Source organism: Paenarthrobacter sp. GQ52, assembly GCF_059759005.1.
Genome location: NZ_JCAXEJ010000004.1, coordinates 154,521 through 180,120 on the forward strand (window position 1 = coordinate 154,521; position 25,600 = coordinate 180,120).

At 62.2% G+C, this 25,600-nt stretch carries 30 protein-coding genes; 19 read left to right on the forward strand and 11 right to left on the reverse strand.

Annotated features, from left to right (window positions below):
* Window positions 1-258 precede the first annotated feature (258 nt).
* Window positions 259-1,134 carry an SGNH/GDSL hydrolase family protein gene (locus AC6CH8_RS07840; protein ID WP_498189773.1) on the reverse strand — a complete coding sequence of 292 codons (876 nt, stop codon included), beginning with the start codon at window positions 1,132-1,134 and terminating at the stop codon, window positions 259-261.
* A 221-nt stretch (window positions 1,135-1,355) separates the two neighbouring features.
* Here AC6CH8_RS07840 and AC6CH8_RS07845 point away from each other — a divergent pair, with 221 nt between their 5' ends.
* On the forward strand, window positions 1,356-2,639 hold the full coding sequence (locus tag AC6CH8_RS07845; protein ID WP_420179805.1) for an MFS transporter: 1,284 nt from the start codon (window positions 1,356-1,358) through the stop codon (window positions 2,637-2,639).
* 78 nt (window positions 2,640-2,717) lie between these two features.
* Entirely contained in the window at window positions 2,718-3,827 is a 1,110-nt protein-coding gene (locus AC6CH8_RS07850; RefSeq protein ID WP_498189775.1) for a DNA alkylation repair protein, read from the forward strand.
* Between the two features lie 31 nt (window positions 3,828-3,858).
* Here AC6CH8_RS07850 and AC6CH8_RS07855 read toward each other — a convergent pair whose 3' ends face one another.
* Entirely contained in the window at window positions 3,859-4,686 is an 828-nt protein-coding gene (locus tag AC6CH8_RS07855) for a helix-turn-helix transcriptional regulator (RefSeq protein ID WP_420179807.1), read from the reverse strand.
* An 86-nt stretch (window positions 4,687-4,772) separates the two neighbouring features.
* Between AC6CH8_RS07855 and ilvD the strand changes: the two genes are divergently transcribed.
* Window positions 4,773-6,635 (forward strand): dihydroxy-acid dehydratase, encoded by a 1,863-nt coding sequence (gene ilvD / locus AC6CH8_RS07860; protein WP_498189777.1) that lies wholly within the window; start codon window positions 4,773-4,775, stop codon window positions 6,633-6,635.
* Here ilvD and AC6CH8_RS07865 read toward each other — a convergent pair.
* Entirely contained in the window at window positions 6,632-8,449 is a 1,818-nt protein-coding gene (locus tag AC6CH8_RS07865; protein WP_498189779.1) for a thiamine pyrophosphate-requiring protein, read from the reverse strand. The two genes, ilvD and AC6CH8_RS07865, sit on opposite strands and share 4 nt — an antisense overlap.
* An 84-nt stretch (window positions 8,450-8,533) precedes the next feature.
* Window positions 8,534-8,743: a hypothetical protein gene (locus AC6CH8_RS07870; RefSeq protein ID WP_091464767.1), complete on the reverse strand. Its 210-nt coding sequence runs from the start codon at window positions 8,741-8,743 to the stop codon at window positions 8,534-8,536.
* A 134-nt stretch (window positions 8,744-8,877) separates the two neighbouring features.
* On the opposite strand from AC6CH8_RS07870, the gene AC6CH8_RS07875 reads away from it, so the two are divergent.
* Together AC6CH8_RS07875 and AC6CH8_RS07880 are read left to right on the forward strand one after the other, a co-directional pair.
* A complete protein-coding gene (locus AC6CH8_RS07875) occupies window positions 8,878-9,615 on the forward strand; it encodes a GAF and ANTAR domain-containing protein (RefSeq protein ID WP_420179810.1) in 738 nt (245 codons plus the stop codon).
* Between the two features lie 407 nt (window positions 9,616-10,022).
* Window positions 10,023-10,403 carry an META domain-containing protein gene (locus tag AC6CH8_RS07880; RefSeq protein WP_498189781.1) on the forward strand — a complete coding sequence of 127 codons (381 nt, stop codon included), beginning with the start codon at window positions 10,023-10,025 and terminating at the stop codon, window positions 10,401-10,403.
* Here the strand turns inward: AC6CH8_RS07880 and AC6CH8_RS07885 are convergent, their stop codons facing one another.
* From AC6CH8_RS07885 to AC6CH8_RS07895, 3 genes are all read right to left on the reverse strand, one after another.
* Window positions 10,404-10,811 carry a DUF6855 family protein gene (locus tag AC6CH8_RS07885; RefSeq protein ID WP_420179812.1) on the reverse strand — a complete coding sequence of 136 codons (408 nt, stop codon included), beginning with the start codon at window positions 10,809-10,811 and terminating at the stop codon, window positions 10,404-10,406.
* A gap of 30 nt (window positions 10,812-10,841) precedes the next feature.
* A complete protein-coding gene (locus tag AC6CH8_RS07890) occupies window positions 10,842-12,146 on the reverse strand; it encodes an MFS transporter (protein WP_420179813.1) in 1,305 nt (434 codons plus the stop codon).
* A 112-nt stretch (window positions 12,147-12,258) separates the two neighbouring features.
* On the reverse strand, window positions 12,259-12,423 hold the full coding sequence (locus AC6CH8_RS07895; protein ID WP_402936927.1) for a hypothetical protein: 165 nt from the start codon (window positions 12,421-12,423) through the stop codon (window positions 12,259-12,261).
* A 199-nt stretch (window positions 12,424-12,622) separates the two neighbouring features.
* On the opposite strand from AC6CH8_RS07895, the gene AC6CH8_RS07900 reads away from it, so the two are divergent.
* Genes AC6CH8_RS07900 through AC6CH8_RS07915 form a run of 4 tightly spaced genes read left to right on the forward strand, consistent with a single transcriptional unit; the run spans window position 12,623 to window position 15,478 of the window.
* Complete coding sequence (locus AC6CH8_RS07900) at window positions 12,623-13,441, forward strand: hypothetical protein (RefSeq protein WP_498189783.1); 819 nt, start codon at window positions 12,623-12,625, stop codon at window positions 13,439-13,441.
* Window positions 13,425-14,174, forward strand: coding sequence for a LamB/YcsF family protein (locus AC6CH8_RS07905; RefSeq protein WP_091464778.1), 750 nt, complete (start codon window positions 13,425-13,427; stop codon window positions 14,172-14,174). Before AC6CH8_RS07900 ends, AC6CH8_RS07905 begins: the two co-directional genes overlap by 17 nt.
* 21 nt (window positions 14,175-14,195) lie before the next feature.
* The gene (locus AC6CH8_RS07910) at window positions 14,196-14,990 is read left to right on the forward strand and encodes a 5-oxoprolinase subunit C family protein (protein WP_498189785.1); all 795 of its coding nucleotides are present in this window, start codon (window positions 14,196-14,198) and stop codon (window positions 14,988-14,990) included.
* Window positions 14,991-15,043: 53 nt separating this feature from the next.
* Window positions 15,044-15,478, forward strand: coding sequence for a hypothetical protein (locus AC6CH8_RS07915; RefSeq protein ID WP_420179818.1), 435 nt, complete (start codon window positions 15,044-15,046; stop codon window positions 15,476-15,478).
* Window position 15,479: 1 nt separating this feature from the next.
* Here AC6CH8_RS07915 and AC6CH8_RS07920 read toward each other — a convergent pair whose 3' ends face one another.
* From AC6CH8_RS07920 to AC6CH8_RS07930, 3 genes are read right to left on the reverse strand one after another with little or no spacing between them, the layout of a single operon-like run.
* Window positions 15,480-16,289 carry an MBL fold metallo-hydrolase gene (locus AC6CH8_RS07920; RefSeq protein WP_498189787.1) on the reverse strand — a complete coding sequence of 270 codons (810 nt, stop codon included), beginning with the start codon at window positions 16,287-16,289 and terminating at the stop codon, window positions 15,480-15,482.
* Between the two features lie 13 nt (window positions 16,290-16,302).
* On the reverse strand, window positions 16,303-16,731 hold the full coding sequence (locus AC6CH8_RS07925; RefSeq protein ID WP_498189789.1) for a VOC family protein: 429 nt from the start codon (window positions 16,729-16,731) through the stop codon (window positions 16,303-16,305).
* 45 nt (window positions 16,732-16,776) lie between these two features.
* A complete protein-coding gene (locus AC6CH8_RS07930; RefSeq protein WP_498189791.1) occupies window positions 16,777-18,123 on the reverse strand; it encodes a DUF445 domain-containing protein in 1,347 nt (448 codons plus the stop codon).
* A 50-nt stretch (window positions 18,124-18,173) separates the two neighbouring features.
* Here AC6CH8_RS07930 and AC6CH8_RS07935 point away from each other — a divergent pair, with 50 nt between their 5' ends.
* From AC6CH8_RS07935 to AC6CH8_RS07950, 4 genes are all read left to right on the forward strand, one after another.
* Window positions 18,174-19,061: a glycerophosphodiester phosphodiesterase gene (locus AC6CH8_RS07935; RefSeq protein ID WP_498189793.1), complete on the forward strand. Its 888-nt coding sequence runs from the start codon at window positions 18,174-18,176 to the stop codon at window positions 19,059-19,061.
* Window positions 19,062-19,159: 98 nt separating this feature from the next.
* Window positions 19,160-19,594: a DoxX family protein gene (locus AC6CH8_RS07940; protein WP_498189795.1), complete on the forward strand. Its 435-nt coding sequence runs from the start codon at window positions 19,160-19,162 to the stop codon at window positions 19,592-19,594.
* Window positions 19,591-20,349 (forward strand): AzlC family ABC transporter permease, encoded by a 759-nt coding sequence (locus AC6CH8_RS07945; protein WP_498189797.1) that lies wholly within the window; start codon window positions 19,591-19,593, stop codon window positions 20,347-20,349. The genes AC6CH8_RS07940 and AC6CH8_RS07945 overlap by 4 nt, the downstream gene beginning before the upstream one ends.
* On the forward strand, window positions 20,346-20,657 hold the full coding sequence (locus AC6CH8_RS07950) for an AzlD domain-containing protein (protein ID WP_091464797.1): 312 nt from the start codon (window positions 20,346-20,348) through the stop codon (window positions 20,655-20,657). The genes AC6CH8_RS07945 and AC6CH8_RS07950 overlap by 4 nt, the downstream gene beginning before the upstream one ends.
* Here the strand turns inward: AC6CH8_RS07950 and AC6CH8_RS07955 are convergent.
* A complete protein-coding gene (locus AC6CH8_RS07955) occupies window positions 20,654-21,283 on the reverse strand; it encodes a TetR/AcrR family transcriptional regulator (RefSeq protein WP_091464799.1) in 630 nt (209 codons plus the stop codon). The two genes, AC6CH8_RS07950 and AC6CH8_RS07955, sit on opposite strands and share 4 nt — an antisense overlap.
* A 92-nt stretch (window positions 21,284-21,375) precedes the next feature.
* Here AC6CH8_RS07955 and AC6CH8_RS07960 point away from each other — a divergent pair, with 92 nt between their 5' ends.
* From AC6CH8_RS07960 to AC6CH8_RS07985, 6 genes are all read left to right on the forward strand, one after another.
* Window positions 21,376-21,708 (forward strand): thiamine-binding protein, encoded by a 333-nt coding sequence (locus AC6CH8_RS07960; RefSeq protein WP_178992977.1) that lies wholly within the window; start codon window positions 21,376-21,378, stop codon window positions 21,706-21,708.
* 40 nt (window positions 21,709-21,748) lie between these two features.
* Window positions 21,749-22,420 (forward strand): O-methyltransferase, encoded by a 672-nt coding sequence (locus tag AC6CH8_RS07965; RefSeq protein ID WP_498189800.1) that lies wholly within the window; start codon window positions 21,749-21,751, stop codon window positions 22,418-22,420.
* Window positions 22,421-22,924, forward strand: coding sequence for a GNAT family N-acetyltransferase (locus tag AC6CH8_RS07970; RefSeq protein ID WP_498189802.1), 504 nt, complete (start codon window positions 22,421-22,423; stop codon window positions 22,922-22,924).
* A gap of 145 nt (window positions 22,925-23,069) precedes the next feature.
* Window positions 23,070-23,387 carry a BatC protein gene (locus AC6CH8_RS07975; RefSeq protein ID WP_498189804.1) on the forward strand — a complete coding sequence of 106 codons (318 nt, stop codon included), beginning with the start codon at window positions 23,070-23,072 and terminating at the stop codon, window positions 23,385-23,387.
* Between the two features lie 2 nt (window positions 23,388-23,389).
* Window positions 23,390-24,595 carry a cupin domain-containing protein gene (locus AC6CH8_RS07980; RefSeq protein WP_498189806.1) on the forward strand — a complete coding sequence of 402 codons (1,206 nt, stop codon included), beginning with the start codon at window positions 23,390-23,392 and terminating at the stop codon, window positions 24,593-24,595.
* Window positions 24,596-24,727: 132 nt separating this feature from the next.
* Complete coding sequence (locus tag AC6CH8_RS07985; RefSeq protein ID WP_498189959.1) at window positions 24,728-25,582, forward strand: ferredoxin family protein; 855 nt, start codon at window positions 24,728-24,730, stop codon at window positions 25,580-25,582.
* Window positions 25,583-25,600 lie beyond the last annotated feature (18 nt).

A 25,600-nucleotide genomic window follows, 5' to 3' on the forward strand; every position in this document is an offset into this window, starting at 1 on the left:
GTAGTGGATGAAGGCTGGTTGGTGGCTGCTGAAGTGCCGGGATGAGGACTGGGGGTACTACCTGCCGTCATGACTGGTCGGTTCCCCCACTCACGGTATGGCGCTCCTAAGAAATGCAACGCGGATTGATGCCGAAGGGCTTGTACTTGCGGCAAGTGAAATTTTAGCGTTCATCCAGCCAACACCACTACAGGCGCGGCAAAGGGTGACGGACTCCATAGCTGCAACACGGAGTGGTCGAGTGTTTCATGCCTGCTCTCAGTCGATACGCGGGTCCGGCCCTACGTATGCCCCGGGAGGCATGCTTGCCCCAAAGACAGGGCCTGGCTCGGGTCGCTTTGGGTGCCGTCCATCGCCAACGTTTCGTTGCGTCAGGCGCCGCACCACCCATGGGAAGAGATGTTCCCGAGCCCAGATGATGTCGCCCGCCCGCGCCTCACGCCAGCTGCGCTCGGGTAGGGGCTTGGGTGCCAAAGGTTCCAGGGTATGCGGAACATTGAGGATATCGAGCACCATGATGGCGATGGTGTGCTGGCCCAGCGGCGAGAAATGCAAGCGGTCCGCATTCCACATTCGAGGGTCCGTGAGCTGGCGTAGCGCCCAGAGATCTGCGATCAGGGCATCATGGCGGGCGGCAACTACCCGCATGTTCTCGTTGTAGATGGCCACTTTGCCGCGAGTATGGCCCAGCACCGGGGTCGCACCCCAGTCGGGGCCGGTAAAGAGCACGATCGTAGCGCCGGTCGAGGCCAGTCTTTCCACGCCCGCGTCCAGTTCAAGGGCAAGTTTGTCCGGATCGCTCCTGTGGAACAGCAAGTCATTGCCGCCTGCGTTAAGAGTGATCAGATCAGGTTGGAGCTCGATGGCCGGACCCACCTGCTCTTCGAGAATCTCGTGAAGCAGCCTCCCGCTGATGGCCAGGTTCGCATAGGCGAAATTGTCGTGACCGGTGGCCAATTCTTCCGCGATCCGGTCCGCCCAGCCGCGGAGGCCGCCGGGGCTCCGCGGTTCTGGATCGCCTAAACCTTCGGTGAACGAGTCGCCCAAAGCCACATAACGGCACCACGGGTGCAGGCCGGCCCCGAAGCTACCGGAACCACCCTGCGCAAAGCCGTTGGCGCCGGGAGCGTTCATGCCTCCATAGTGCGCCGAATTGTGGATTTTTTGTACAGCTACTGCCCTGTGGAGGCTATTTGCTTCTGCCAGAGGGACTAGCGCGTGAAATGAGTCACTTTGTAGAATCTCAATGCTAAGATACATTAAATCAAGAAAGTGAGTACTCGCGCACTTCGATGGTTCCCGGACGGCAGGCCCCTGCTTCGACTTTGAAGCCCTCACAACTTTAAGGATGTCCGATGGAGACGATGAGCGAACCCAAAATACAGGATGAGATCAAACCGAACTGGTGGGTGCTCTGCCTTGCATTTGCCGCTGTAGTGCTCGATGGATACGACACGGTCGCACTCGGGGTGTCCATTCCGTCGATATCAAAGGAATGGGGAGTTGAGCCCGCCCATTTCACCCCGGCCCTCGCATTTACGAGCGCGGGGGTGGCTCTCGGTTACATGGCGGTAGGACGCTTAGTAGCAAAAATGGGCACAAGGAATGTCATCTTTTCCGCCGTTGTGCTCTTCACCGTTGGTTCACTGCTGACGGCGTGGTCAGGTTCAATAGTGGAGCTGACCATTCTTCGCTTCGTGACCGGGCTGGGGTTAGGGGCCGTGCTGCCTGCGGCTGTCTCACATGCGACCGCCGTCAATCCGTCGCGTTATCGCCAATCGATTGCGGTGGTCGTGATGACCGGTATTTCATTCGGGGCACTTATCGCTGGGCTCGGCGGGGGTGTGATCACTAATGCGCTCGGGTGGGAATGGGTTTTCATTCTCGGAGCCATCGCCTCAGGCGTGCTCCTGCCGTTCCTGTGGATCGGCCTATCGGGTAAACAGGCGTCGATCACCCCCATGGATACTTCAGTGGCCAAGCACCACGCCTCGGTTTCCCGCCTTTTCGATGGACCTGTACGGAGCAGAACCGTTTTACTTTGGTCTTTCTCATTCCTTATCTTCGCCGTTTACTACGTGTTCTCCTCGTGGCTGCCCACCCTGCTTACGAGCTACGGCTTTGGTCTTGGTCTGGCGCCCTTGGGATCGGCGGCGTTGGGCGTAGGAAGCATTGTTGGCGCCTGTGTGCTGATTCTGGGATCACGTCGACGCCGGATGACCACAGTCCTGGCCTGGACTTCAGCAGCAGCGGTTGTGTTCCTCGTCATCTCGGCATTCCTTGGTCCGGACAAGGCGCTGTTACTGATCGTCTTCGGTGGCGTTGGTCTTGGGCTCCAAGCCGGCATGATTGGCCAGGCCGCTGTGGCAGTGACTCTCTACCCTCAAGCAACTGTGACCTCGGGGGTGGGATGGGCAGCTTCATTGGGGCGACTCGGATCGGTGGTGGGCCCGATATTCGGCGGAATTCTCATCGGCCTTGGCGTAGATACCGGCACCATTGTTCTTTCTGTGTGTATACCTGTGATTGTGGCTCTGGTTTTGGTGGTGATCCTAGGACGGATTACAGCCGAAAGGACTGCAGCTCCCGAACCGTCGCAGCTCGACAAGCAACCGCTCGCTGCCCCGCCTAAGGGCTAGTACAACGTGGGTTGCCAGCCCGCTTTCGTTGTCACCCCCATCGCCTACCATGGCAACACCGGCGAAGGAGAAACATATATGGGTGCAATGGATGAGCTCATCAATTCCAGTGTGGTCACCGAACTGCGCTCCATACTGATGAGCGCCGAGCCCGGCCTTGAACTGACAACATTGGAGCTGTCGCGTGACTTGTTTGGCGGACGGCGCCTCCGGCAGCGTGTTGATATCGTCAGGGACGCGCTCCTTGAGGACTTGCCGGCAGGCTACCTCGCTGTTGAGAAGGTCATGCTCGATGCTCTCGACGACCCCCGGTTTACCGGATGGATGGTCTGGCCGGCAACCGAAGTCGTGACCGGGAGGGCCCTGCAATCGGCGTCGCTCGCGGACTTTGATGCCGCTCTTGCAGTCCTGTCCCGCCTAACCAGCAGGCTAACGGGAGAGTTCGCCATCCGTGACCTTATAGCTGCCCGCCCGGAACGAGCTATCGCGACCATGCAAACCTGGACGAATCACGACGACGAAAACGTCCGCCGGCTCGCTACCGAGGGCTCTCGCGCTTACTTGCCGTGGGCCAAAAGAGTTCCTTGGCTGGTGGCCAATCCAGCCGCAACGCAGGGGATTCTGGATGCCACCTATCAAGATCCTGCCGAATACGTTCGACGTTCTGCGGCGAACCATCTCAATGATCTGAGCCGCATCGATCCACAGCTGGTGATAGCTACTGCGCGCCGTTGGTCAGGAAAACCTGATGATGCCACTCCCCAGGTGATTCGCCATGGACTCAGGACCCTGGTCAAGCAAGGCAATCCCGAAGCACTCGGCCTCCTGGGTTATTCGGGTGGCCAACTCGTGGTGATGGAGCCTCGAATCCTCCACACTTCAGTGGCATGGGACGGAACTGTGGAATTTTCAGCCGAGGTGGTGAATGAAGGCCCCCAGCCCGCTAAAGCAGCCATTGACTATGCCATCGGTTTCCAGCGGGCCAACGGCACGGTAAGCGCTAAAACTTTCAAGCTCACGTCCCGCCAAATTAAGCCCGGCGAGACCGTCACTGTCAGAAAAACTCATTCCTTCCGCCCAATAACAACCCGGTCCTACTACCCAGGGCAGCACTACGTAGTAGTCCAGGCAAACGGCGTCGCGTCGGTGCCGGCGAATTTCGTCCTGAACAAGAGGGAGCCCAGCTAAAGGCAATCACCACCAGGTCCCGTGATGTGCATCAGACCCCCATCAGCCGCTGCATCTGCTCACCCGCGTCACTCCCGGGCGCCGGCGTGTAGACCACGATGTGAAGGTCGGGCCGGTCAGAGGGTGACACTTGGTGGTGCTCCATATGCAGGACGCCAACGGCGGGGTGGTGGAACTGCCGCTCACGGGATTCGAAGCCGAGGATGTCGTACCGGTCCCAGCTTTCCTGGAATTCAGGGCTCGCCTCCTTGAGCCGCTGCACCTGGTACTCCACATCCGGGTCGCCCAGGCGTTGCCCCGTTTCGGCCCTGAACTCAGCCAAAAAGCGCTTGCTGGTGACATCCCAGTCGGGGAGCAGGTCGCGGATGAAGGGATCGGTGAAGACCAGCCACAAAAGGTTCCGGTCGGCGGCGTCGAACGTGCTGATGTTTGGGTACAGCGCCTCATAGGCGCGGTTCCAACCTGCGATGCCCCAGTCCGGAGACAAAGCGTAGGAGGGGTTGGGGTCCAAGGCGTCCAATAACCGCTGAACGTGAGCGGGCGCATCGGCCGCCACGGGTCCTTTGGGGAGCGCCGACGAGTACCCGCCCAAAGAGAGCACGTAACTCAGCCCGGTGTCCGAAAGATGCAGCGTGCGGGCCACGGCTTCCAGGACTTGGCGCGATGGGCTGATGTCACGGCCCTGCTCCAGCCAGGTGTACCAAGTAACACTGACCCCTGAGAGGAACGCGATCTCTTCCCGGCGGAGGCCGCGCTCGCGGGATCGCCCCACAGGCGGCAACCCGTAGTCCGATCGGAGGGCCTGGTTTCGGCGGGTCCTTAGGAAGAGCCCCAGTTCCTTGCGTCTCTCGTCTTTCACGCACTCAACACTATTACTCTGGTACTTTCACTACTAGTAGCAGCACCGTCTTCCGCCAGCCGTAGAACAACAGCAGGATGGTAATCATGCCTGCACTTCGCTCCAGAACAGTTACCCACGGCCGCAACATGGCCGGAGCCCGCGCACTGCTGCGTGCCTCCGGTGTTGCCAACATTGACATCGGCAAGCCGATCATTGCCGTGGCCAACTCCTTCACCGAATTCGTCCCCGGCCACACCCACCTGGCCCCCGTGGGCAGGATCGTCTCCGACGCGATCCTCGCTGCAGGCGCTGTACCGCGCGAATTCAACACCATCGCCGTGGACGACGGCATCGCCATGGGCCACTCCGGCATGCTCTACTCGCTGCCATCCCGCGACCTGATCGCCGACTCCGTCGAATACATGGTCAACGCACACTGCGCCGACGCCCTGGTCTGCATCTCCAACTGCGACAAGATCACCCCGGGCATGCTCATGGCCGCGCTGCGCTTGAACATCCCGGTGGTGTTCGTCTCCGGCGGTCCCATGGAGGCCGGCCGCGTGACCCTGACCGACGGCTCCGTGCGCTCGCTGGACCTGGTGAACGCGATTGCCGACGCCGTGGATGAATCCATCTCCGATGAAGACATCAACCTCATCGAAGAGAACGCCTGCCCCACGTGTGGTTCCTGCTCGGGCATGTTTACTGCCAACTCCATGAACTGCCTCGCCGAGGCCATCGGCCTGGCCCTGCCGGGCAACGGCTCCGTGCTCGCGACCCACACCGCACGCAAGGCGCTGTACGAGAAGGCCGGCGCCACCGTCGTCGAGCTCGTTAAGCGCTATTACGACGGCGACGACGACTCCGTTCTGCCGCGCTCCATCGCAACTGCCGAGGCTTTTGACAACGCCATGGCCCTGGACATTTCCATGGGCGGCTCCACCAACACGATCCTGCACCTGCTGGCCGCGGCCCAGGAGGCGGGCGTGGACTATGGCTTGGAAGAGATGGACGCCAAGTCCCGCCTGGTGCCCTGCTTGGCCAAGGTGGCTCCGAACGTCGCCGGGGACAAGACCTATTACATGGAAGACGTGCACCGCGCCGGAGGCATCCCCGCCTTGCTGGGTGAGCTGAACCGCGGCGGCCTCTTGCATAAGAACGTTCACTCCGTGCACTCCAACGACCTGGATGGCTGGCTGGACGACTGGGACATCCGCGGCGGCAAGGCCACTGAGGAGGCGCAGGCACTATGGCACGCGGCTCCCGGCGGCGTTCGTTCTTCCACAGCTTTCTCGCAGTCGAACCAGTGGACCTCCTTGGATACCGACGCTGAGGGCGGCTGCATCCGATCCGTGGAGCACGCGTTCTCCAAGGACGGCGGCTTGGCTGTGCTGCGCGGCAATGTTGCAGTGGACGGCGCCGTGGTGAAGACCGCAGGCGTTGACGAGTCAATCTGGATCTTCGAAGGCCCGGCAGTAGTGTGCGAGTCGCAGGACGAGGCCGTGGAAAAGATCCTGAACAAGAGCATCAAGGAAGGCGACGTGGTGGTCATCCGCTACGAAGGCCCCAGGGGTGGCCCGGGAATGCAGGAAATGCTCTACCCCACCTCATTCCTCAAGGGCCGCGGCCTGGGCAAGAAGTGCGCCCTCATTACGGACGGTCGCTTCTCCGGCGGTACCTCGGGCCTGTCGATCGGGCACATCTCGCCGGAGGCTGCCTCCGGCGGCGCCATCGCCCTGGTGGAGAACGGCGACATTATCAGCATCGATATCACCCAGCGCTCCCTCCAGTTGCAGGTTTCGGACGAGATCCTTGCCGAACGACGCGAAAAACTCGAGGCCAACGGCGGCTACAAGCCGAAGGACCGCGAACGCCACGTGTCTCCCGCGCTCCGTGCTTACGCAGCCATGGCCCTGTCAGCAGACAAGGGCGCTGTTCGCGACGTCTCGCTGGTGGAAAACCTCTAGGCTTCGTTTGGCGCTGAATCACGCAGGCGGGACTCGCCCTCCGCGTACGTGTCCAGCAGTCTCCGTGCGTGCTCACCGTTTGCGCCCTCTTCCTCCAGCGCCGAGCGCATGCCCTCCAGCTTCTCCGCTCCGGCAGGGAAGGGTGGGAGTAGCGGGATGCTCGGATCTGTCAGGACTTCGATGACGGCCGGGCGATCCACGGAAAGCGCGTAGTCCCAAGCGTCGCCGAGCTTGGCGGGGTCCTCCACCCGGATTCCCGCCAGGCCCAGCAGTTCCGCATAGGCCGCGTAGGGGAAGTCGGGGATTTCCTGGCTGGCGGGAAACCTCGGCTCTGCCTCGGTTTCACGCTGCTCCCAGGAGACCTCGGCGAGGTCGCGGTTGTTGAAAACGCAGACCACAAACCGAGGATCCGCCCAGTCGCGCCACCGGTGCGCCACGGTGATCAATTCGGCGACACCGAGCATTTGCATGCCACCATCCCCCGCCAGCGCTACAAGGGGACGTTCCGGGTGGGCTAGTTTCGCCGCTAGTCCATAAGGGATGGCACACCCCATGCTGGCGAGCGTGCCGCTCAGATGGGCAGGGACCCCGGGCGGAAGGATCAGTTGGCGGGCGTACCAATAAACGCAACTGCCGACGTCGATACTCAGCTGAGCGTTGTCGGGGAGCCTGCCGTTGAGCTCGCGGATCACAAGTTCCGGGTTCACCGGCTCCGCGGGTATGTTGGCGCGTTCCTCTGAGAGCTGGCGCCATGCGCGGACCTGCTCTTCGACGTCGGTACGCCATGCTGTTCGTGATGGCTGTTGTTTGCCGTCGAGGCGTTTAGTCAGCACGCTCAGCGTCTCCGCCGCGTCTCCTACCAGGCCCACCTCGACGGGGTAGCGGTTGGCGATCTTGCGCCCGTCGATGTCAATTTGCACAGCTTTGGCGGTGCCGGGCTTGGGGTAAAACTCGGTCCAGGGGTCGTTGGATCCGATGATGAGCAGGGTGTCACAGTTTTCGAGGAGAAACGCACTGGCGGTGGTGCCAAGGTGGCCCATGGTGCCCACGGCGTAGGGGAGTGTCTCGTCAACGTAAGGCTTGCCGAGCAAACTGGTGGTGATGCCGGCGTCGAGCTTTTCTGCAAGCGCCACAACTTCTTTTTCGGCTTCCTTGGCACCCTGCCCAACGAATATCGCGATCCGCTCACCCTTGGAAAGGATGTCCGCGGCGGTCTCAAGTTCTTCGTCCCGGGGCATAACGCGTGCCGGATGCCAGACCGGAGCAGTGACCACGATTCCGTGTTCGTGCTCAAGCTCGGGCGCTTCGGCGGTCTGGATGTCGTGCGGGACGATCACCACGCAGGGCGATCTCGTTTCCAGGGCAGTGCGGAATGCGCGGTCGATCAGCATGGGGACCTGCTCGGGTGAGCTGGCCAGCTGGGCGAACTGGGCTGCGACGTCTTTGAAGAGCGTCAGCAGATCAATTTCCTGCATATAGGCCGAGCCCAAAACCGTGGTGCTCTGCTGCCCGATGATCGCCACCACCGGGACGCTGTCCATCTTGGCGTCGTAGAGACCGTTCAAAAGATGGACGGCACCGGGACCTTGCGTGGAGGTCACGACGCCGACGCCGCCCGTGTACTTGCCATGCCCTACGGCCATGAAAGCCGCCGCTTCTTCGTGTCTCGCCTGGACAAAGTCGACCTTGCCCTGGGACCGGCGGAGTGCGCCCATGAAGCCGTTGATGCCGTCGCCGCTGTATCCGAAAACCCTGTCCACGCCCCATGCTTGGAGGCGTTCCACCATGAGGTCCGAAACCGTTCGTTGAGTCATGCTTGGCTCCTCGTCAGTAGTTGAGTCACTGCCCGAAACCATAGTAAGCATGCTTAGCTATGCGGCACGCTGGGCGTTGTCGTCTCAAAGGGCGGCGTCGGCGCCCAGATCCTCAAGGGCCCATGACAAGATCCGCAGCTCGAAGGGGTGCCCTTCCTGAATTTCAAAGACGTAGGCGTCGAGTTCAAAGATGGGAGCATTTCCGCCGTGGGCCCAGTACTTGATCCAGAGGTCTTCAAGATCAATGGTCCGGCTTCGTATGAGGTTTCGCGCTGTTCGACGTGGATCTTCCATGGCAGATATCCCGCTGCAAGCGGCGGCTCGCTCTCATGTGAACTTGTCAGGTTACTTACTTTTGAACTGTACCTTCTGCTTTGTTTCCGCGGCAATGGGTGACGGGAAGCCGAAGTGTTCCTACGATTAGGCTCATGGAACCCACCGGAAATGCCGAACATATCAGAAGCCTGCATGAGCTGGTGGTCGGTAGTTCCGACATCCACGGGATTCTCAACGGCGTGACCAGCTTCGCTTGCGATGCGATGAGCAAGGTAGCCGGGGAGAACATCGACTGTGCCCTGACGTTGCGCCGGCGCAAACGAACAGCCACTGTTGCAGGCAGCAGTGAGAGGGCCGTGTATCTGGACAAAATTGAACAGCAACTTCGGCAAGGCCCCTGCCTGGAAGCCCTGGACCTTGGCAGGCCGGTGCTGCTGGCAGACGTTGCCACCGACACTAACTGGCCGTTGTACAGCAAGGCCTTGGAAGCTGAAGGCGTCCACAGCGCCTTGGGCGTGCCTATGGACCTCGGGGAGACATCCGAAGCGGTTATCAACTTTTTTGCCCCTACCGCTGGAACCTTCACGGATGTTGTGATGGCTGAAGCTGCCGCTTTTGCTGACGTGGCCGGCAGTACGTTGCGCCTGGCCATCAGGATCGAAACCGTAGAGCAGCTCAATGCTGATCTGAAGACGGCGATGTCCTCCAGGACAGTCATTGATCTTGCCTGCGGCGTCATCATGGCCCAGAACCGCTGCGGCCAGGACGAGGCGTTCAGTGTGTTGACCAAAGCTTCAAGCCATCGAAACCAGAAACTTCATGCGGTCGCGTCAGAGATCATCGCTAACCTTAGCGGCAGCAGTGACAACCAGCTGCGCTTTGACGACTGAGCTTTCGCACTAAGGCCGCGGGCCCCGGCCCTTAGGCTGCCTCGTGGCCGCAGAGGAACGCCGACGGCCGTGGTGACGCACCGCCGTCGGGCTTCTTCTGCTGCAACACAAATAATTCTCGAAACGTCGCGTCACGTTTCCGCAGGTCAAAGCACATATCCAGTGCCCATGTCGTTTGAACCGCGTACTGCGCCGTTGCCCTTTTCGGCCGCGTTGCGGTTCATCGACGGAGTTAGCAGTGATGGGTGTGGCGGGTTCTGGGGCCCGCCCGGGGCGCCATCACTGCGTCAACCGGGCTAGTGCGGTCGGTCGTCTGAGTCGCGACCGACCGCACGATCCGCGGCTACGGGCGCCCTCAGTCGACCGAACTCTGGTGAAATCCGGAGGAGTAAACCTAGACTGACCGCATGGCGCAGACCCCGACCCGCACCGTCCGCGTTGTTTCCCTTGCATTCGTTGCGGCCGCCTTGTTGGCGGGCTGCATGGGAAGCGGCACCAGTCCCTTCGTCGGTGTCTGGGGCGATACCAGCGACCCCAAGCAACCCTCCCTTGAGCTGAAATCGGATGGTAATGCGACCGGAACTGATGGCTGCAACAGACTCATGGGATCTTGGAAAGAGGACGGCAAAACCATCGCGTTCGGGGGGCTCGCCTCCACCCGCATGGCCTGCGAAGGCGTCGATACGTGGCTGTCCAACGCCTCCACGGCAAGGATCCAGGAAGACGGAAAGCTAGCGGTATTCGGCCAGGGCGGGGACGAGATCGGCACGCTCGCTGCCGGCAAGTAGCTACTTCGTGACTGCCCGCATGGTGTTGTTTCGCTTCTCGTGGGTGAGCTCAGCCAAGCCGAGGGTCTCGAGCAGCGGTGGCATGTACATCCCAAACCGGCCACGGTAGCCCTTACGCAGTCCGTACCAACCGCCTACGGGGTTGTCCTCACTGCGACCCCAGGCCTCTACTGTTCCAGGAGCAGCATCCTTGCCTTCGTCCGCGGCGCCGAGGGGTACCCAATCACCCTGATCTACGAGCCATGCGTGCAGGTCCTCAATGGCACGCAACTGGTACAGCAGTTTTGTGGAACCCACCTGGCAAACAAGGGTCGGAGGATCGGCGGCCTCGTCCTTGTACATTGTGTAGTCGGACGAGCCTGGGGGAGTGGTGAGCTGCCAGGGATCGTCTTTGGTGCCAGCGGCCATGGGTAAGTCCTTCCTGAGATAGTGCCCACGCTACACAGAGTCAGGCTGTGTGTCTGCAGATTCCGTGTCCACAGCGCTGGAGTCCAGGGGGTTCTCGATCTCATCCTTCATCATTCGTGCGGCGAACAGCGCCACGAAGGCCATGATGGGGCACGCCAAACCACCAATGAAGAAAATGAGCCAGATGGGGACAACTTCGGCGATCGGGCCGGCGAGAGCCATGGACACCGGCATTAGCGCTAGCGAAACGAAGAAGTCCAAGCTGGAAATCCGTCCCAGCAGATGCCGTGGCACGCGCCGTTGCAGCAACGTGCCCCAGATGACAGTTCCGATCCCCTCTGTGACTCCGAAGATGAGCATGGCAACGCCGAGCATCCAGAAGCTGTCCATGAAACCAATGGCGGCAACCGGCAGGCTCCCCAACCCCCATGTCACCACCATCACGGTCAGGTAGCGGCGGGGAAGGCGCAAGGACGCCGTTGCCAGTGCAGCTATGGCACTGCCGACACCCATGATGGCCAGGAGAAAGCCGAACATCCTCGAGTCGCCGCCCAGCTGGTCCTGGACAACGAAGGGAAGCAAGACCTCAATGGGTCCGATGAGGAACAGCACGGACAGGCAAGCCCAGATCAGCGTCCACAGAAGCCACGGTGTCCGGATGGTGTAGCTGAATCCTTCCCGGAGGTCCTTGAAGAGGGAGGATTTTGCCGGGGCCTCAACCGTCCCGGGGGTGTTTGGACCCAGCGTCCGGCGGCTCAGGAAATTCACGATCCCGAACGCCAGCAAATGGCAGACAGCAACTCCTGCGACCGCGTGCGCCGGGGAAAGCGCTGCTACCAGAATTCCCGCAAGGGCAGGACCGGCCGCCTGCTGCAAGACCGGCCGTACAGTGCCTTCCAAGCCATTCGCTGCCAGGAGGTCGTCCGCAGGCAGGATGCGCGGCAGGATGGCCGAGTACGCGGGAAAGAAGAACGCCTGGCCCACTCCCAGGACGAAAGCACCGATAGCGAGGTGCCACAGTTGAAGGACATTGAACATGGCAAGTCCTGTGATCGTGGCAATGACGGCCAGATTGGCGCCTTCCACGGCGATGATCAGGAGTCTCTGCGGGAGCCTGTCTGCCGCTATGCCTCCCGCCAACACGAAACCCACCAGTCCGATGCTGGCCGCGGTGGCAACCAAGGACAGTTCCAGCGGACCGCCACCAAGATGGATCACCTCATAGACCATCGCCACTGCCCACATGCCGGATCCGAAGATGGAAATGGACAGCGCAGAAATCAGCACCCGGAATTCCCGGTGCGCAAAGGGACGCAGCGCTCTCAACGCGGCCATCCCACTAGCCTAGACCTGCGAAATGACGCTGTGGAAGGCGCGTTGAAGCTGTGGCTGGCGTCTGCTTGGTTGGGGTTCCGGTGACCGGAACGAAGTTCGGGAGGAAGCTAAGTTATGAAGCGCCCGACGGCGGGGCGTCGTCGTCGATGTCCGGACCTTCCGCTGCGTCCTGGCTGTGTATGCCGGTATCGTGCGAAACCCAGCCTTCCGTTTCACCCTCCGCCGGAGCGTCGGTGTGGTGCCGGATGACATGCTCGGTTTTGTCTGTCGCCTTCATTACGGATACTCCCTGTCCTCGCTTGGACTGCTTCCGTGAATGCATCCCAGTCTACGCCGCAGGACCCTGGTTTTGGGGTCAGCTCTGCGCGGAATACTGTCCACATACGGCGCAGAACAGGTCTCGCCACGTGGAGGCGTGGCATAGGCTGAAGCCAGCAGTTCCCCGTGAAACGACTAACTGCCAAGGAGAGGTGAAGATGCCCAAGCGCCCCAACCCGGCGGTGAAGATCGCCCAGGAAACAGCCCACAACGCAGTGTTTGACACCGAAGGCAACGCCAAGCCCGGAGTTCACAATGTGCTTCTGAAGGCTGTCGAAGTCCAGCGACCCCTGGTCCTGGCCAACCTTCGCAGGCTCCAACGCAGGCACCCCAACGATTCACCGGCGCAGCTTGCCGCCAAACTCGAGCGCCACTACCTACTGGCCATTTCCGGCGGGGGTGCAGCAGTGGGTGCTACCGCCGTCGTGCCTGGAATTGGAACCGCGGCGTCGCTGGGACTTTCCGCGCTCGCAACGGTGGGCTTCCTGGAGACCACCGCGCTGTATGCGTCGTCCCTGGCGGAGCTCCACGGCATCCGGCTCACTGACCCTGTGCGTGCCCAAACAATGGTTATGGCCATCATGCTGGGCGAGGAAGGCACGTCCATGCTGGGCGCCCTGAGCGGACAATCGCTAGGACGCGGTAAGGGCGTGACCAACGCCTGGGGCCGGACGCTTACCAAGAAGATTCCCGGGAGTGGCTTCGGTGTCATCCGCGACTCCATCCAGCGCGCATTCCTGAAGAACCTCGTGAAACGCCAAGGTACGGCGTTCCTCGGCCGTGCCCTGCCGTTCGGCGTCGGCGCCGTGGTGGGTGGTGCGGGCAACCTGATGATGGGCCGTGCCGTGGTGTCCACCGCAAAGGAAGCTTTCGGCCCGCTGCCGGATACCATCCCTGGCGAATTGCTCCCGAACGCACCAAAGAACGTCTTGGACAACACAACGCTGGAAGGCGGTAACGGTGGATCTGAACGCTGACCTGGGGGAGTCATTCGGCTCCTGGACCATGGGAGACGACGCCTCGATGTTCCGCATCGTGAGCAGCGCCAACGTGGCCTGCGGCTTCCACGCTGGTGATCCCCTCACCATGCTGGACAGCTGCCGTGCGGCGTTCGAACTGGATGTCCGCGTCGGTGCGCATGTTGGGTACAGGGACTTGGCCGGCTTCGGCCGGCGCTCCTTGGATATGACCTTTGACGAGTTGTTCGGTGACGTTCTCTACCAACTTGGCGCCCTCGACGGCATGGCCCACGCGGTGGGAGCTTCGGTGGATTACGTGAAGCCCCACGGTGCGCTCTACAACAGGATCGTTCGGGACGCCGAGCAGGCGGAAGCCGTAGTGGCCGCCGTCCACGCTTACGATCCCGGGCTGCCGGTCCTGGGTTTGCCGGGCTCGGCGTGGCTGACGCTTGCTGAGGAATCCGGGCACCCGGTGTTCCGTGAAGCATTCGTGGACCGCGCCTACCTGCCCGACGGAACGCTGGTACCGCGCACCCAGGAAGGCGCCGTGCTGCATGACCCGGACGCCGTGGTGGCTCAGGCGGTGCGTCTCGCAACACGCAAGGAGGTTCTGGCCATCGACGGAACCGTGGTGCCAGTGCTAGCCGACTCGTTGTGCATCCACGGCGATACACCCGGTGCGGTAAACATGGCTGCTGCCGTGAGGGAGGGCCTTGAACAGGCCGGCGTTCAGATTGAAGCGTTCGCCTAAAGCTGTGGCTGGGGAGGCCCTATGGGTGCGGTAGTGGTGGAGCCGGGATCGGCCACGTTGGTTCTCGGCCCGGAGCAAGTACTGGACCGCGCGTCCATGCACATGGCCAATGCCCTACTGGGTAACCCGGACTCTGCGGCCGGACTTGAGGTGCTGTTGGGTGGGTTGAAGTTGAGGTTCGTCACGGGGTCGGCCGTGGCAGTCACCGGGGCCGAGGGCATGGTGAGACTCAACGGCAACGAACTGCCCTTCAACAAGGCTGTACGGGTGGCGCCCGGCGCTGTGCTTGAGTTCGGCCCAGCCCTGTTTGGTCTGCGATATTACGTGGGGGTCCAAGGCGGCATTGCGGCCCAGGCAGAGCCGCTGCGAGCTGGTGCGGCGCTGACATTTGGTCGTCCGCACGGGCACCGTTTCCCCGAGGTGACGCACCCTGCACGGCGTGCTTTGGACCCGGAACGTCCTGTGGTTGCCAGAGTTTCGCCTGGGCCTCAGGCACGGAATTACGACGCCGGTACGTGGCTTCGGCTGACCAGCGAACCATGGATTCTCTCGCCTGAGTCGGATCGGGTAGGTGCGCGCTTGGCCGGCAGGCCGCTTGATGTTGCAGCGGCCTCTAAGGACGCCGGCGGTGAAGCACCCCAGCCCCAGCCGCTGGTATCAGGCTCCGTCCTGTTACCGGCGTCGGGCCTTCCGGTTATCGCGTTGGCCGCCCATCCGGATACTGCAGAGTCACCGGTGTTCGCAGTGGTCCGGGACGAGGACCTGGACTTGATCGGACAAGCAAGGCCTGGTCAGATGGTGCACCTGCTGGGCTGAACGGGAGAAGAGTTCTACGCTGAACCTGTTCATACTCTCGAAGAGAGGCTGCCATGGCACAGGATCCAAAACCGACGTTAGAGCAACTGAACATCCTCATTGGCGAATGGGAAACGTCCGTCCCTGGATTGGAAGTCCCCGGCCGGACCACCTTTGAATGGCTGGAAAGCGGAGGCTTCCTTATCCAGCGCTCTACTGTCGAGCGGTCCGAGTATCCCAATGCGGTCAGCATCATCGGTGGCACCGGCTCGGATGGTGCCTTCCAACAGCACTACTTCGACTCGCGTGGCGTCGCACGGATCTACGACATGACGCTCAAGGACAACGTGTGGACCCTTTTTCGGGATGGACCTGACTGGCCTCAACGCTTCGTTGGCCGCTTCAGTGCGGACGGCAACACCATCCATGCACGCTTGGAACGGGGAAGCTACCCTGGTGGTCCCTTGGAACACGACTTTGACATGGTGTACACGCGGATCCTGCCCTGAACTACTTCGTTCCTCTTTCTGCCAACCGCTGGAGTTGCCATGAATGCACGTCCGGCAGCCAATCCAAGGGGGCAGATGGGCCGACGCGCGGGTCCTTGGGATCTCGGCCAACCTGCAGTGCCTGCACGTAGGCGCGATCCATGGCAATGCGTTCCCGCAGCTGCGCAACGCCACCCACGGAACCATGGCCGGGGACCACAGCAGCAACGTTGCCAGCCACGGTCTCGAACTGGTCCAGAGCTTTGAGATAGTCATTGAGCGGATCCGCTGCTTCCAAGTCGAGGAACGGCATGAGGATGTCAGAAAGCATGTCGCCCGCGACGAGCACGCCGGATTCTCCAACCAAGAGAGCTGCGTGGCCTGGAGCGTGGGCTTGGTGCTCCAGGATGCGGACGGTGGGCCCATCCCACGGAATCTCCGTAGCGCCGGCGGGTAGGCCGGTGATGAGTCCGAGCAGATCCATGGGGATCTCCCCGGCGTGCTCCGGCGGCAAACCCTCAGCCACTTGGTCCCTCCAGTCCGCCTGGGACAGGACGTCCCGGATGGAAGCCGCGCAACGGGCTGTGCCGTAACGTGGCGCATCGCCGAAGTCCGGGTGCCACAGCACATGGTCCCAATCAGGATGCGTGGAGAAACCTGCGACGACGGGTTGGCCCACGTCGCGAAGGTCGCTGGCGATACCCGCCATCTCATTGACGGTGATACCGGGGTCGATCAGCAACACACCGTCCCGCCCCTGCACCACCGTGCAGTTGCTCTGGATGAATTCGCTCTCGTGCACCAGAACGCCTTCAGCAACTTGCTTCAGCATGGCCCTGCCTTCCCTAGAGCTCTTGCGCCAGCATGACCAGGATGCCGCTGGGGCCGCGAAGATACGTCAGCTTGTAAACGTCCTGATAGTTCGCCACCCCACGCAGTGGATGGCATCCGTGCTTTGCAGCGATCTCAAGGGCATGGTCGATGTCGTCAACTGAGAAGGCGACACGGTGCATTCCGATCTCGTTGGGAAGCGTTGGGTTCGTCTCGATTGCGTCAGGGTGGAGATATTCGAAGAGCTCAAGTTGACCGTTGCCGTCCGGGGTTTGGAGCACCGCAATCTTGGCATGGTTGCCATCCAGCCCAACGGCAGTGTCGGCCCACTCGCCACTGACCGTGTCCCTGCCCAGAACCGTGAGGCCGAGATCCGTGAAGAAGGCGATTGCTTCCTCAAGATCGCGAACAGCTATACCGACGTTCTCAAGTTTGATAGGCATGCGTTGAAGCTACCAAGGCCCATCGGATAGCTCCAGTGCTGCCGATTACCCAAACAGCAGATGCGCCACTGTGAAAATCGCCAATCCGGCCAATGCACCCACCACTGTTCCGTTGATGCGGATGTACTGGAGGTCTTTGCCCACCTGGAGCTCAATCTTCTGGGACGTTTCCTCGGCATCCCAGCGGGCTACGGTGTCTGAGATGACCCCGGCGATGTCAGAACGGTACGTATTCACCAGATAGCCTGCAGCATCACCGATCCAGGTGTTGACCTTGCCGGCCAGTTCTTCGTCGTTGACCAGGCGAGTGCCGAAGTCCCGGACGGCGCTCTTGAAACGCTGGCTCAGTTCGCTGTCGGGATCGTCGACGGCGTTCAGCAGCGCAGTCTTCACCGTTCCCCACGTGCGTGACGCCAGTTCGCGGACCTCGGGATCACCGAGGATCTGGGCCTTGATGGATTCCGCGCGCTCGATCATCGCGGGGTCGTGCTGCAAGTCCTGGGCCAGATCAGTCAGGTAGGCGTCGATCGACTGCCGCACCTGGTGGTTCTGGTCCGCCTGTACTGCGCGGACAAACTTGGACAGTTCCACGTAGACGCGGTCACCCACCAGGCCATCAACGAATGTCGGCACCCACAGAGGCGAGCGATCCGAAACGAGCCTGTTCACCGTTGTATGGTTGGCGTCCACCCAGTCGGCTGCCCGGTCAACCAAGAGGTCAACCAAGGTGTGGTGGTGGCCGTCGGCGAAGATCCGTTCGGCCATCCTGCCCACCGGTGGCCCCCAGGGCGGCGTGAGGAGGTGCTTGCGGACCATGCCCTCGATTACTGCCTGGACGTCGTCGTCGTTCAGTACTGTGAAGGCGCCTCTAATCACGGCCCCGCCTTCCTTGGCCACGCGCTCGGCACCTCCTGGCCCGGATAACCAGCGCCCGGCCTTGCGGGCAATATCAATGCTTGCCAGCTTGTCGTGGACAACCTCTTGGGACAGGAAGTTGCTCTCGACGAAGTCGCTGAGTGATTGCCCGATCTGGTCCTTGCGACGCGGAATGATGGCCGTGTGCGGGATCTTCAGGCCCATGGGGTACTTGAACAGCGCAGTGACAGCGAACCAGTCTGCCAGCGCACCCACCATGCCGCCTTCGGCTGCCGCCCGGACGTATTCGAGCCACGGGTACTGCTTCTGGAACGCGAACGCCACGGTAAAGATCACTGCCATCGCGATCAGCAGCGCCACTGCCAAACGTTTCATCCGGAGCAACGCGGCCGCTTTTTCCATATCTCCCGCGGAGGGAGCGACGACGGCGGATGCGCCTCGTGCGGGTGCGGCGCCGGCGGTGGGAGCGGGGTTGGTGACGTCTTCGGTTGGGATTTGTTCAGAGTTCACCTGCATTAGCCCAGCGTAGCCCCCGAGCGTCCGGCAGGGTGGGCTAACGTGTCTGCATGACTAGCGACGACTTCACCCCGAGCCGGCCCAAGGTCTACGCCCACCGCGGCGCCAGTGCCGCCTTCGCCGAGCACACCCGTGCTGCCTATCTGAAGGCCCTCGCCGATGGCGCCGACGGTGTTGAATGCGATGTCCACCTGACGCGGGACCAGCATGTGGTGCTGCTGCACGACGCGAACCTGGACCGGACCTCCACGGGCACGGGCCCGGTTGGTGAGCACACCCTCGAGGAGCTCCGGGCTTTGGACTTCTCGTCGTGGAAGGGTGCCCGCATACCGGATGCTTACGGGGGAGTAGCTGACCAGTTCCTTACCCTGCCGGAGTTGCTGGATATCCTCCGTGCAGCCGGGCGCGACATTGGTTTGGCCATTGAGCTCAAGCACCCCAGCCCGTACGGACTGAAACTGGAGGATCGTGTTCTTGCCCTGCTGAAGGAGGAGGGTTGGACACCTGAGGAATCCCGGCTGGAGAACATTCGGGTCTCCTTCATGAGCTTTGACACCGACTCCGTTCAGCGTTTGCTGCAGACCGTTCCCAAGGAGTACATCTGCCAATTGGTGGACGATTTCACCGTGAAAGAGATCCGACAGGAGCTCGGCCTCGGGTTCCTTACTGGCGGCGCAGTAGCGAACGTTATGCGGGCAACTCAGCTCGAGGCCGAACGCGTCCTGGATGCAGGCGAAGTAGCTATCGCCGGCCCGGGCATCGATTACGTGAGGGAGCATGCGCGGAACGTTCAGCGCTGGTTGGAGTCAGGCCGCATCTTCCGGGTGTGGACCGTTGACTCGGAGAAGGACGTCGCCCTGTGCCAAGGACTCGGCATCCACGAAATCACCACCAACAGGCCAGCCCAGGTGCTCGCGCAGCTGATGGTACCCAACTGAGTCGCAGCAAAGCGCGTTTTGAGCCGTCAAAACGCGCTCTGCTGCTACATAGTTGGGTCTCGCTTTGGGGGTCACCGCGCTTGTGATTGAGTGGTCTCATGTCTTTTCGCTGGTCAGCACAAGCAACCCGAACCGCCTCAGCATTAGCTTTGAGCACACTGCTCCTGGCCAGCGCCGCCAAGCACTTCCGTACTCCCAAGTTCTTTTACCCGGTGGTTCCGGATTACCTGTGCCGCAAGGATGAGCCGGGAAGCCGTCCAAACGGCCCCTTGGCAGTTATGTCCCGCGAGGAATGGATTGCGTCGTCCGGCCTACTTGAGGTGACCGCCGCCGTCGGACTCTTGCTCCCTGCTACCCGCAAGATTGCCGCGAACGCCACCACAGCGATGTTCACTGCATTCCTTGCAGGGCATATAGATGCGCTCCGACGCGCGTATGGCCCCAACGGTACGGCCGCCGAACGCCGCATCCACACGGTTCGGCTGCCCCTGCAGATTCCGCTCATCCTGTGGTCCTGGAGCCTGCGGAAATGAGCGCCGGTACTGCCCCTATAAAACTTAGGGAGTCGCCGGCATTCAAGGTCGCACTGTCCCTCAGTATTGCCACCGGACTGTATGGCGTGTCATTCGGTGCTTTGGCTGTGGCGTCAGGGTTCGATTTCTGGCAGACGATGGTGCTGAGCTTGCTGCTGTTCAGCGGAGGTTCGCAGTTTGCCTTCATCGGTGTCGTTGCCGGCGGCGGCTCGGGGGTCGCAGCCATGACGGCCAGTGCGTTGCTGGGTTTGCGCAACGGCATTTACGGCATGCAGATCAACGCCATGCTTCGCCCCGGTGGGTGGAAACGTTACGCTTCCGCGCATGTAACCATCGATGAATCAACGGCGACGGCGTCCGGCCAGTCTGAACCAGACGAGCAACGCCGCGGGTTCTGGACAGCCGGCATAGGAATATTCATCTTATGGAATATCTTCACCGCCATTGGTGCGTTGGCTGGTGACGCCATGGGTGATCCCAAACAGTGGGGCCTGGATGGTGCTGCAGTTGCGGCGTTCCTGGCGCTGCTGTGGCCGAGGCTGAAAGGCCGGGAACCCTGGGCAATCGCCGCAGCCTGTGCGCTGGCCACCATCCTGGCCGTGCCGTTCGTTCCCTCCGGAGTCCCCATCCTCGTGGCGGCAGTAGTGGCGGGCGTCATCGGTTGGTTCAGCCACGCACGCATGGATGAAGGACTGGAACCGGACGTGGATCCGTATGCCGAGAAGCACCAGCGTGAACGCGGAGGCAAGAAATGAACCTCTGGCTTTGGATCCTCATTGCCTGTGCGCTGGCGTATTTGACCAAGCTGGTGGGCTACTTCGTCCCGGCCAAACTGCTGGAAAACCCGCGCATCATGCACATCGCCGGCACCATGACCATTGGGCTGCTGGCATCCTTGACGGTTGTTAATGCTGTGGCTTCAGGGCAAGGCCTGGTCCTCGATGCGCGCATCGGCGCCTTGGTTGCCGCCGCCGTCGCGCTTTGGCTCCGCGCGCCGTTCCTCGTCGTAGTGATTTCAGGCGCAGCAGCCGCAGCATTGCTGCGGCTGCTGGGTTGGGGCTAGACGGCCTCGGTGAACGTCACGCCCGGGATGCCCGACTGATCGGGGAGCGGCCGCGAGGGGCGTTCGGTCCGGATGGCATCCTCAATCAATGCCACGGGACGCTTCCAGGCTTCGGATCCAGGTTCCATGGTGTCCACTGCGCCGATCAGCATCGCCAGCAGCCTGACCATGTCCTCGATGGTGATATCGCGGCGCAGGGTGCCTTGGCTTTGCCCTCGCTTGAGCAGGAACTCCATGGATCCGATGAGGCCGCCCGTGATGCCCATGAGGAGGCCGCGTCGGCCTGCGACCGCGTCGAGGAGGTTCGCGTCATCGCTGGCGACCTTCATCACGGCGTCGATGACGTTGATGAGACCTTCGGCGGCGTCCATGCCGTCAGCCGCGGCGGCGGCAACCGGGTCAACATGGAGGCGTAGCTGGCGCGACAGTGCCGCAAGCACCAACTGTTCTTTGTCCGAGAAGTTGCGGAACAGCGTTGCGGGGCCAACTCCAGCGGTGGCGGCGATGGTCTGAAGGGGTACGTCGGGGCCGTGTTCCCGGAAGCACTGCCTGGCGGCGGTGATGATTTTGTCCACATTACGTGCGGCGTCTGCCCTGAGGGGCTTGCGTTCAGAGGGCTGTTCCATGCTTGTCAGGGTAGCAATGGAGGCCTCCCGGCCCCTTGTTACGCGGGAGTAGGTTGTTTTGTGACAAACCGGCACGTGAAACACTGGATTTCATGTTGCTTGCATTTTCAGTCGCCCCTTCGGGCCAGCCTGCTTCCGCCGCCAACGGCGGACCCACCCCCGACGCCTCCGTGCACGACGCCGTCGCTGCGGCGGTCAAGATCGTCCGCGAGTCGGGTTTGCCCAACCAGACGGATTCAATGTTCACCACTATCGAGGGCGAGTGGGATGAGGTCTTCGACGTCGTCAAGCGCGCCACTGAGGCTGTTGGCCGTTACGGCAGCCGCGTCTCGCTGGTGATCAAGGCTGACATCCGTCCCGGATTCAGCGGAGAGCTGACCGGCAAGGTGGAGCGCTTGGAAGAAGCCATTTCCGCCACGGACTAGATCCTTTCCCCGAGCTGCGGTGAGTGCCAGACTGGGGGCCATGATTGAACACGGAACCGAGCCTGGTTGGGTTGACGTCGAGCATTACCTGACTGACGTCGTCGTGCGTCCTGATCCGGTCCATAAGCGCGCCGTGACTTCTGCCGCTGAGGCAGGAATGCCTGCCATTGAAGTGGCACCCAACGCCGGCAAGCTGCTGCGCATGCTGGTTCAAATGTCGGGGGCCAGGCGGGTCCTCGAAATTGGGACCCTTGCGGGGTTCAGCAGCATGTGGATGGCCCAGGGACTGCCCGACGACGGCAGGATAGTCACGTGCGAATTCCTCCAAAAGCACGCCGACGTGGCGCGCGCCAATTTGGATGCTGCCGGAGTGGGGCACAAGGTGGACATTCGCGTTGGTGCTGCGTTGGACACCCTGCCAACCTTGGCCGGCCAGGAATCGTTCGACTTCGTGTTCATCGACGCCGACAAGGAAAATGACGCCAACTATCTCGACTGGGCCATCCGTCTAGGTCATCCGGGAACGGTGATCGTGGTGGACAACGTGATTTGGGATGGGGCCATCCTGGCGCCCGAGCGGGACGAGGTCAACGCACCAGGCATTGTGGCCATGCTGGAAAGAATGGGTCAGGATCCGCGACTCGATGCCACCGCCATCCAAACTGTGGGCAGCAAGGGTTGGGACGGTTTTGCGATAGCGCGGGTGCGTTAAGTGGATTTCACGATTCGGCCGGCAACGGTGGATGACGCCGAGGCCATGGCGCTCATGCATGTTCAGTCGTGGAGGGAGAGCTACGCGCATTTGCTGCCTCCGGAGTTCTTCGAGAAACAGGAAGCGGCGTTGCCCGACCGGATCGAACGGTACCGGGCCTTCATCGCTGCAGGCCACATCCGGATGCTGGCCCACGATCCCGATGGCCAACTGGTTGGCCTCGGCGCAGCTGGTCCCGGACAGGACGAGGACGCTCCCTACGATCGGGAGCTCTACATGCTCTACACCTTGGAACGCATCCATGGCCGGGGTGTTGGGCAGGCGTTGGTGGAGGCGCTGATCGGCGATGGACCGGCGTACTTGTGGGTGCTGGACGACAATCCCCGGGCCCAGGCTTTCTATCGTCGCAACGGTTTTGTGCCGGACGGCAAACGTCAGCTCTGCGACCCATCCTGGTACTCGTTGCCCGAACACCGGATGGTGCGCCCCGCAGCCGGGACGTAGCGGAATCCCAGCGCTCGCGAGCTGTTCCCACAGCTGACTCATGTCGATATGGTGATCACGGGCGGTGTCGGTGACGACCCGTCCGGTTGGAATCAGGCGTCGATAACCGGAGCCTGTGTACGCCATTCGATTCTCGGGAGGAAGCATGACCATTCCAGAGCAGGATCCAAGCGAGCAGGAAGGCCCGGCAGACGGCGGCGCGGCCGGTGTCCCGGGAACGCACGACGGCGGTGCTGACGGTGGTGCCGATGGCGGCGCTGATGGTGGTGCCGAAGGCCCGGCGGACGGTGGCGCCGCTGGAGTCCCGGGAACGCACGACGGCGGTGCTGACGGTGGTGCCGATGGCGGCGCTGATGGTGGTGCCGAAGGCCCGGCGGACGGTGGAGCGGGCGGCGTCCCAGGTACCCACGACGGCGGTGCTGACGGCGGCGCTGATGGCGGCGCCGGACAACAAGGCAGCTAAGTTTGAGCTCTACCAGTACTGATTTCCAAGACCCCGGCGCTGTGAAGGAGGCCGGGGTCTTGGAAAGACGCCTGATCGACATCGGTCAGGAGAGGTTCGCCAGCGAGGTCTGGGGGCGCACCGCGTTACTCACGCGTGGTGCCAGCGATTTCTCCGATTTGTTCTCGGCCAACGCGGTTGACGAGCTGATTTCGCGCCGGGGTCTGCGGACACCCTTCCTGCGCGTCGCCAAGGGTGGCTCCACTCTTCCCGAGTCCTCCTACACTTCTCCGGCAGGCGTTGGTGCCACCATCTCCGACCAGCTGGACGACACAGCGCTTTGGCGCAAGTTCGGCGACGGAGCCACCCTCGTGCTGCAGGCGCTGCATCGCACGTGGGAGCCTGTGTCGAGCTTCAGCACAAAGCTAAGCACCGAGCTCGGACATCCTGTGCAGGCCAACGCATACGTCACCCCGCCTCAGAACCGTGGTTTCGACGATCACTACGATGTCCACGACGTCTTCGTCCTGCAGATCGAGGGGACCAAGCGTTGGATCATCCATGAGCCGGTCCACGTGGACCCACTGCGTAGCCAGCCGTGGACGGATCGCCGCTCCGCCGTCGAAGAAGCCGCTCAAGGTGAGCCTTATATTGACACCGTCTTGGAGCCCGGCGACGTCCTCTACCTGCCGCGCGGTTGGCTGCACGCCGCACAGGCGCAGGGGAAGGTCTCGATCCATCTCACCCTGGGGATACACAGCTGGACCCGCCATGCGCTGGCCGAACACCTGGCGCAGGCCGCTCTTGCGGCCCTATGCGACGATCCCGGGATGCGACGGTCCTTGCCAATGGGCGTGGATGGTCCTGAAGGGGAGATCGCCGCGATTCGCGAACGTCTCGCCGCCGCTGTCCTGGAGGCTGATACCACTTCCCTTTTCCAGCGTGCACGGCGAGGTCAGGGACGCCCGGCCCCGCTTGGCCCGGTGGCCCAGCTTGCGGCCGTCGAGGGCCTCGGCCCGGAGACGCTGGTGCGGCTTCGGGAAGCACTTGAAGCCCGGTTTGAGGGCTCACGTTTGACTACCCGCGTCGGCTGGCTCGACTTCCCGGAGGTGGATCTGCCGTCCGTGCGGCGCCTGCTGGACGGCGAGGCTCACCGCGCGGCTGATCTCGGCGTTGAACTTGTGGAGAGGCTGTTACGCGCAGGAGTTCTCGTCCCCATTGAACAGTGATGTCGGCGTGAACAGTGATCTCGGCGTGAACTGCGACCCTAACGCGAACTGCGACCCCGAACCGTGACATCCCCAGCTGCCGCAACGGGCCGTTTCTTCTGCGCGGAACGTGCCCGGCTGCGTGGCGACTCGATGGCAGGCACGGCGTCACCGGGCCTGGTCTGGGTTCTCGTAGAGTATCCGGGCGCCTGGCCGCCCAACGGTTTCGAGGGCCTTGATCTTGACGCCGGGACCAAGGTCCTGGTCAGCTCCGCCGCGCGGACTGCGAATGCACGGATCCTCCTTGTGCGGCGTCCCGGCCCCCGGCGGCTCGGTGCTCGTCAGCGCCACGGTCCGGGCAGCTGGGCCGTACTCCGCCATCAAAGCTCCGGCGCCTATCAACAGCTATGGGGAACATGGAACCGCGACGAGGACCTTGCAGGGATCGTTTCAGCTCTGGCATCTCCCGGGGATCCCGGCCTTCCGCCGGTCATCCTGGTCTGCGCTCATGGGCAGCATGACGCCTGCTGCGCAGTGCGGGGCCGGCCTGTGGGGCGTGCGCTCAGTGAGCGATGGCCGGAATTGGTGTGGGAGTGCTCCCACATTGGCGGTGACAGGTTCGCGGCCAACGCGGTCATCGTCCCCGACGGTGTGTACTACGGAGGGCTCGACGCCGGTAGCTCCGTCGCCACTGTTGAGGGTCACCTCGCCGACCGCATCGGAGCAGAGCACTTGCGCGGTTACACGGACCTCCTCCCGCCGCAGCAGGCTGCCGTCGCGGCCGTGATTGAACGTTTCGGCCCTGCCGGGCGGCATGATTATCTGGTCACGGAGACGCTGCGCGAGGGCGACCACTGGCGCATCCACATCACTGGCAAGCCGCCCCAACCGGCGCATATCGATGTAGAATTGCACGCCCGCCGCACGCCATTACGTCAACTCACCTGCCGGGCGCCCATGGAGGGCTCGGTGATAGTTTACGAACCCACTTCCGTCCGTAGAACCTGACATTTGCGGACGGTGGCA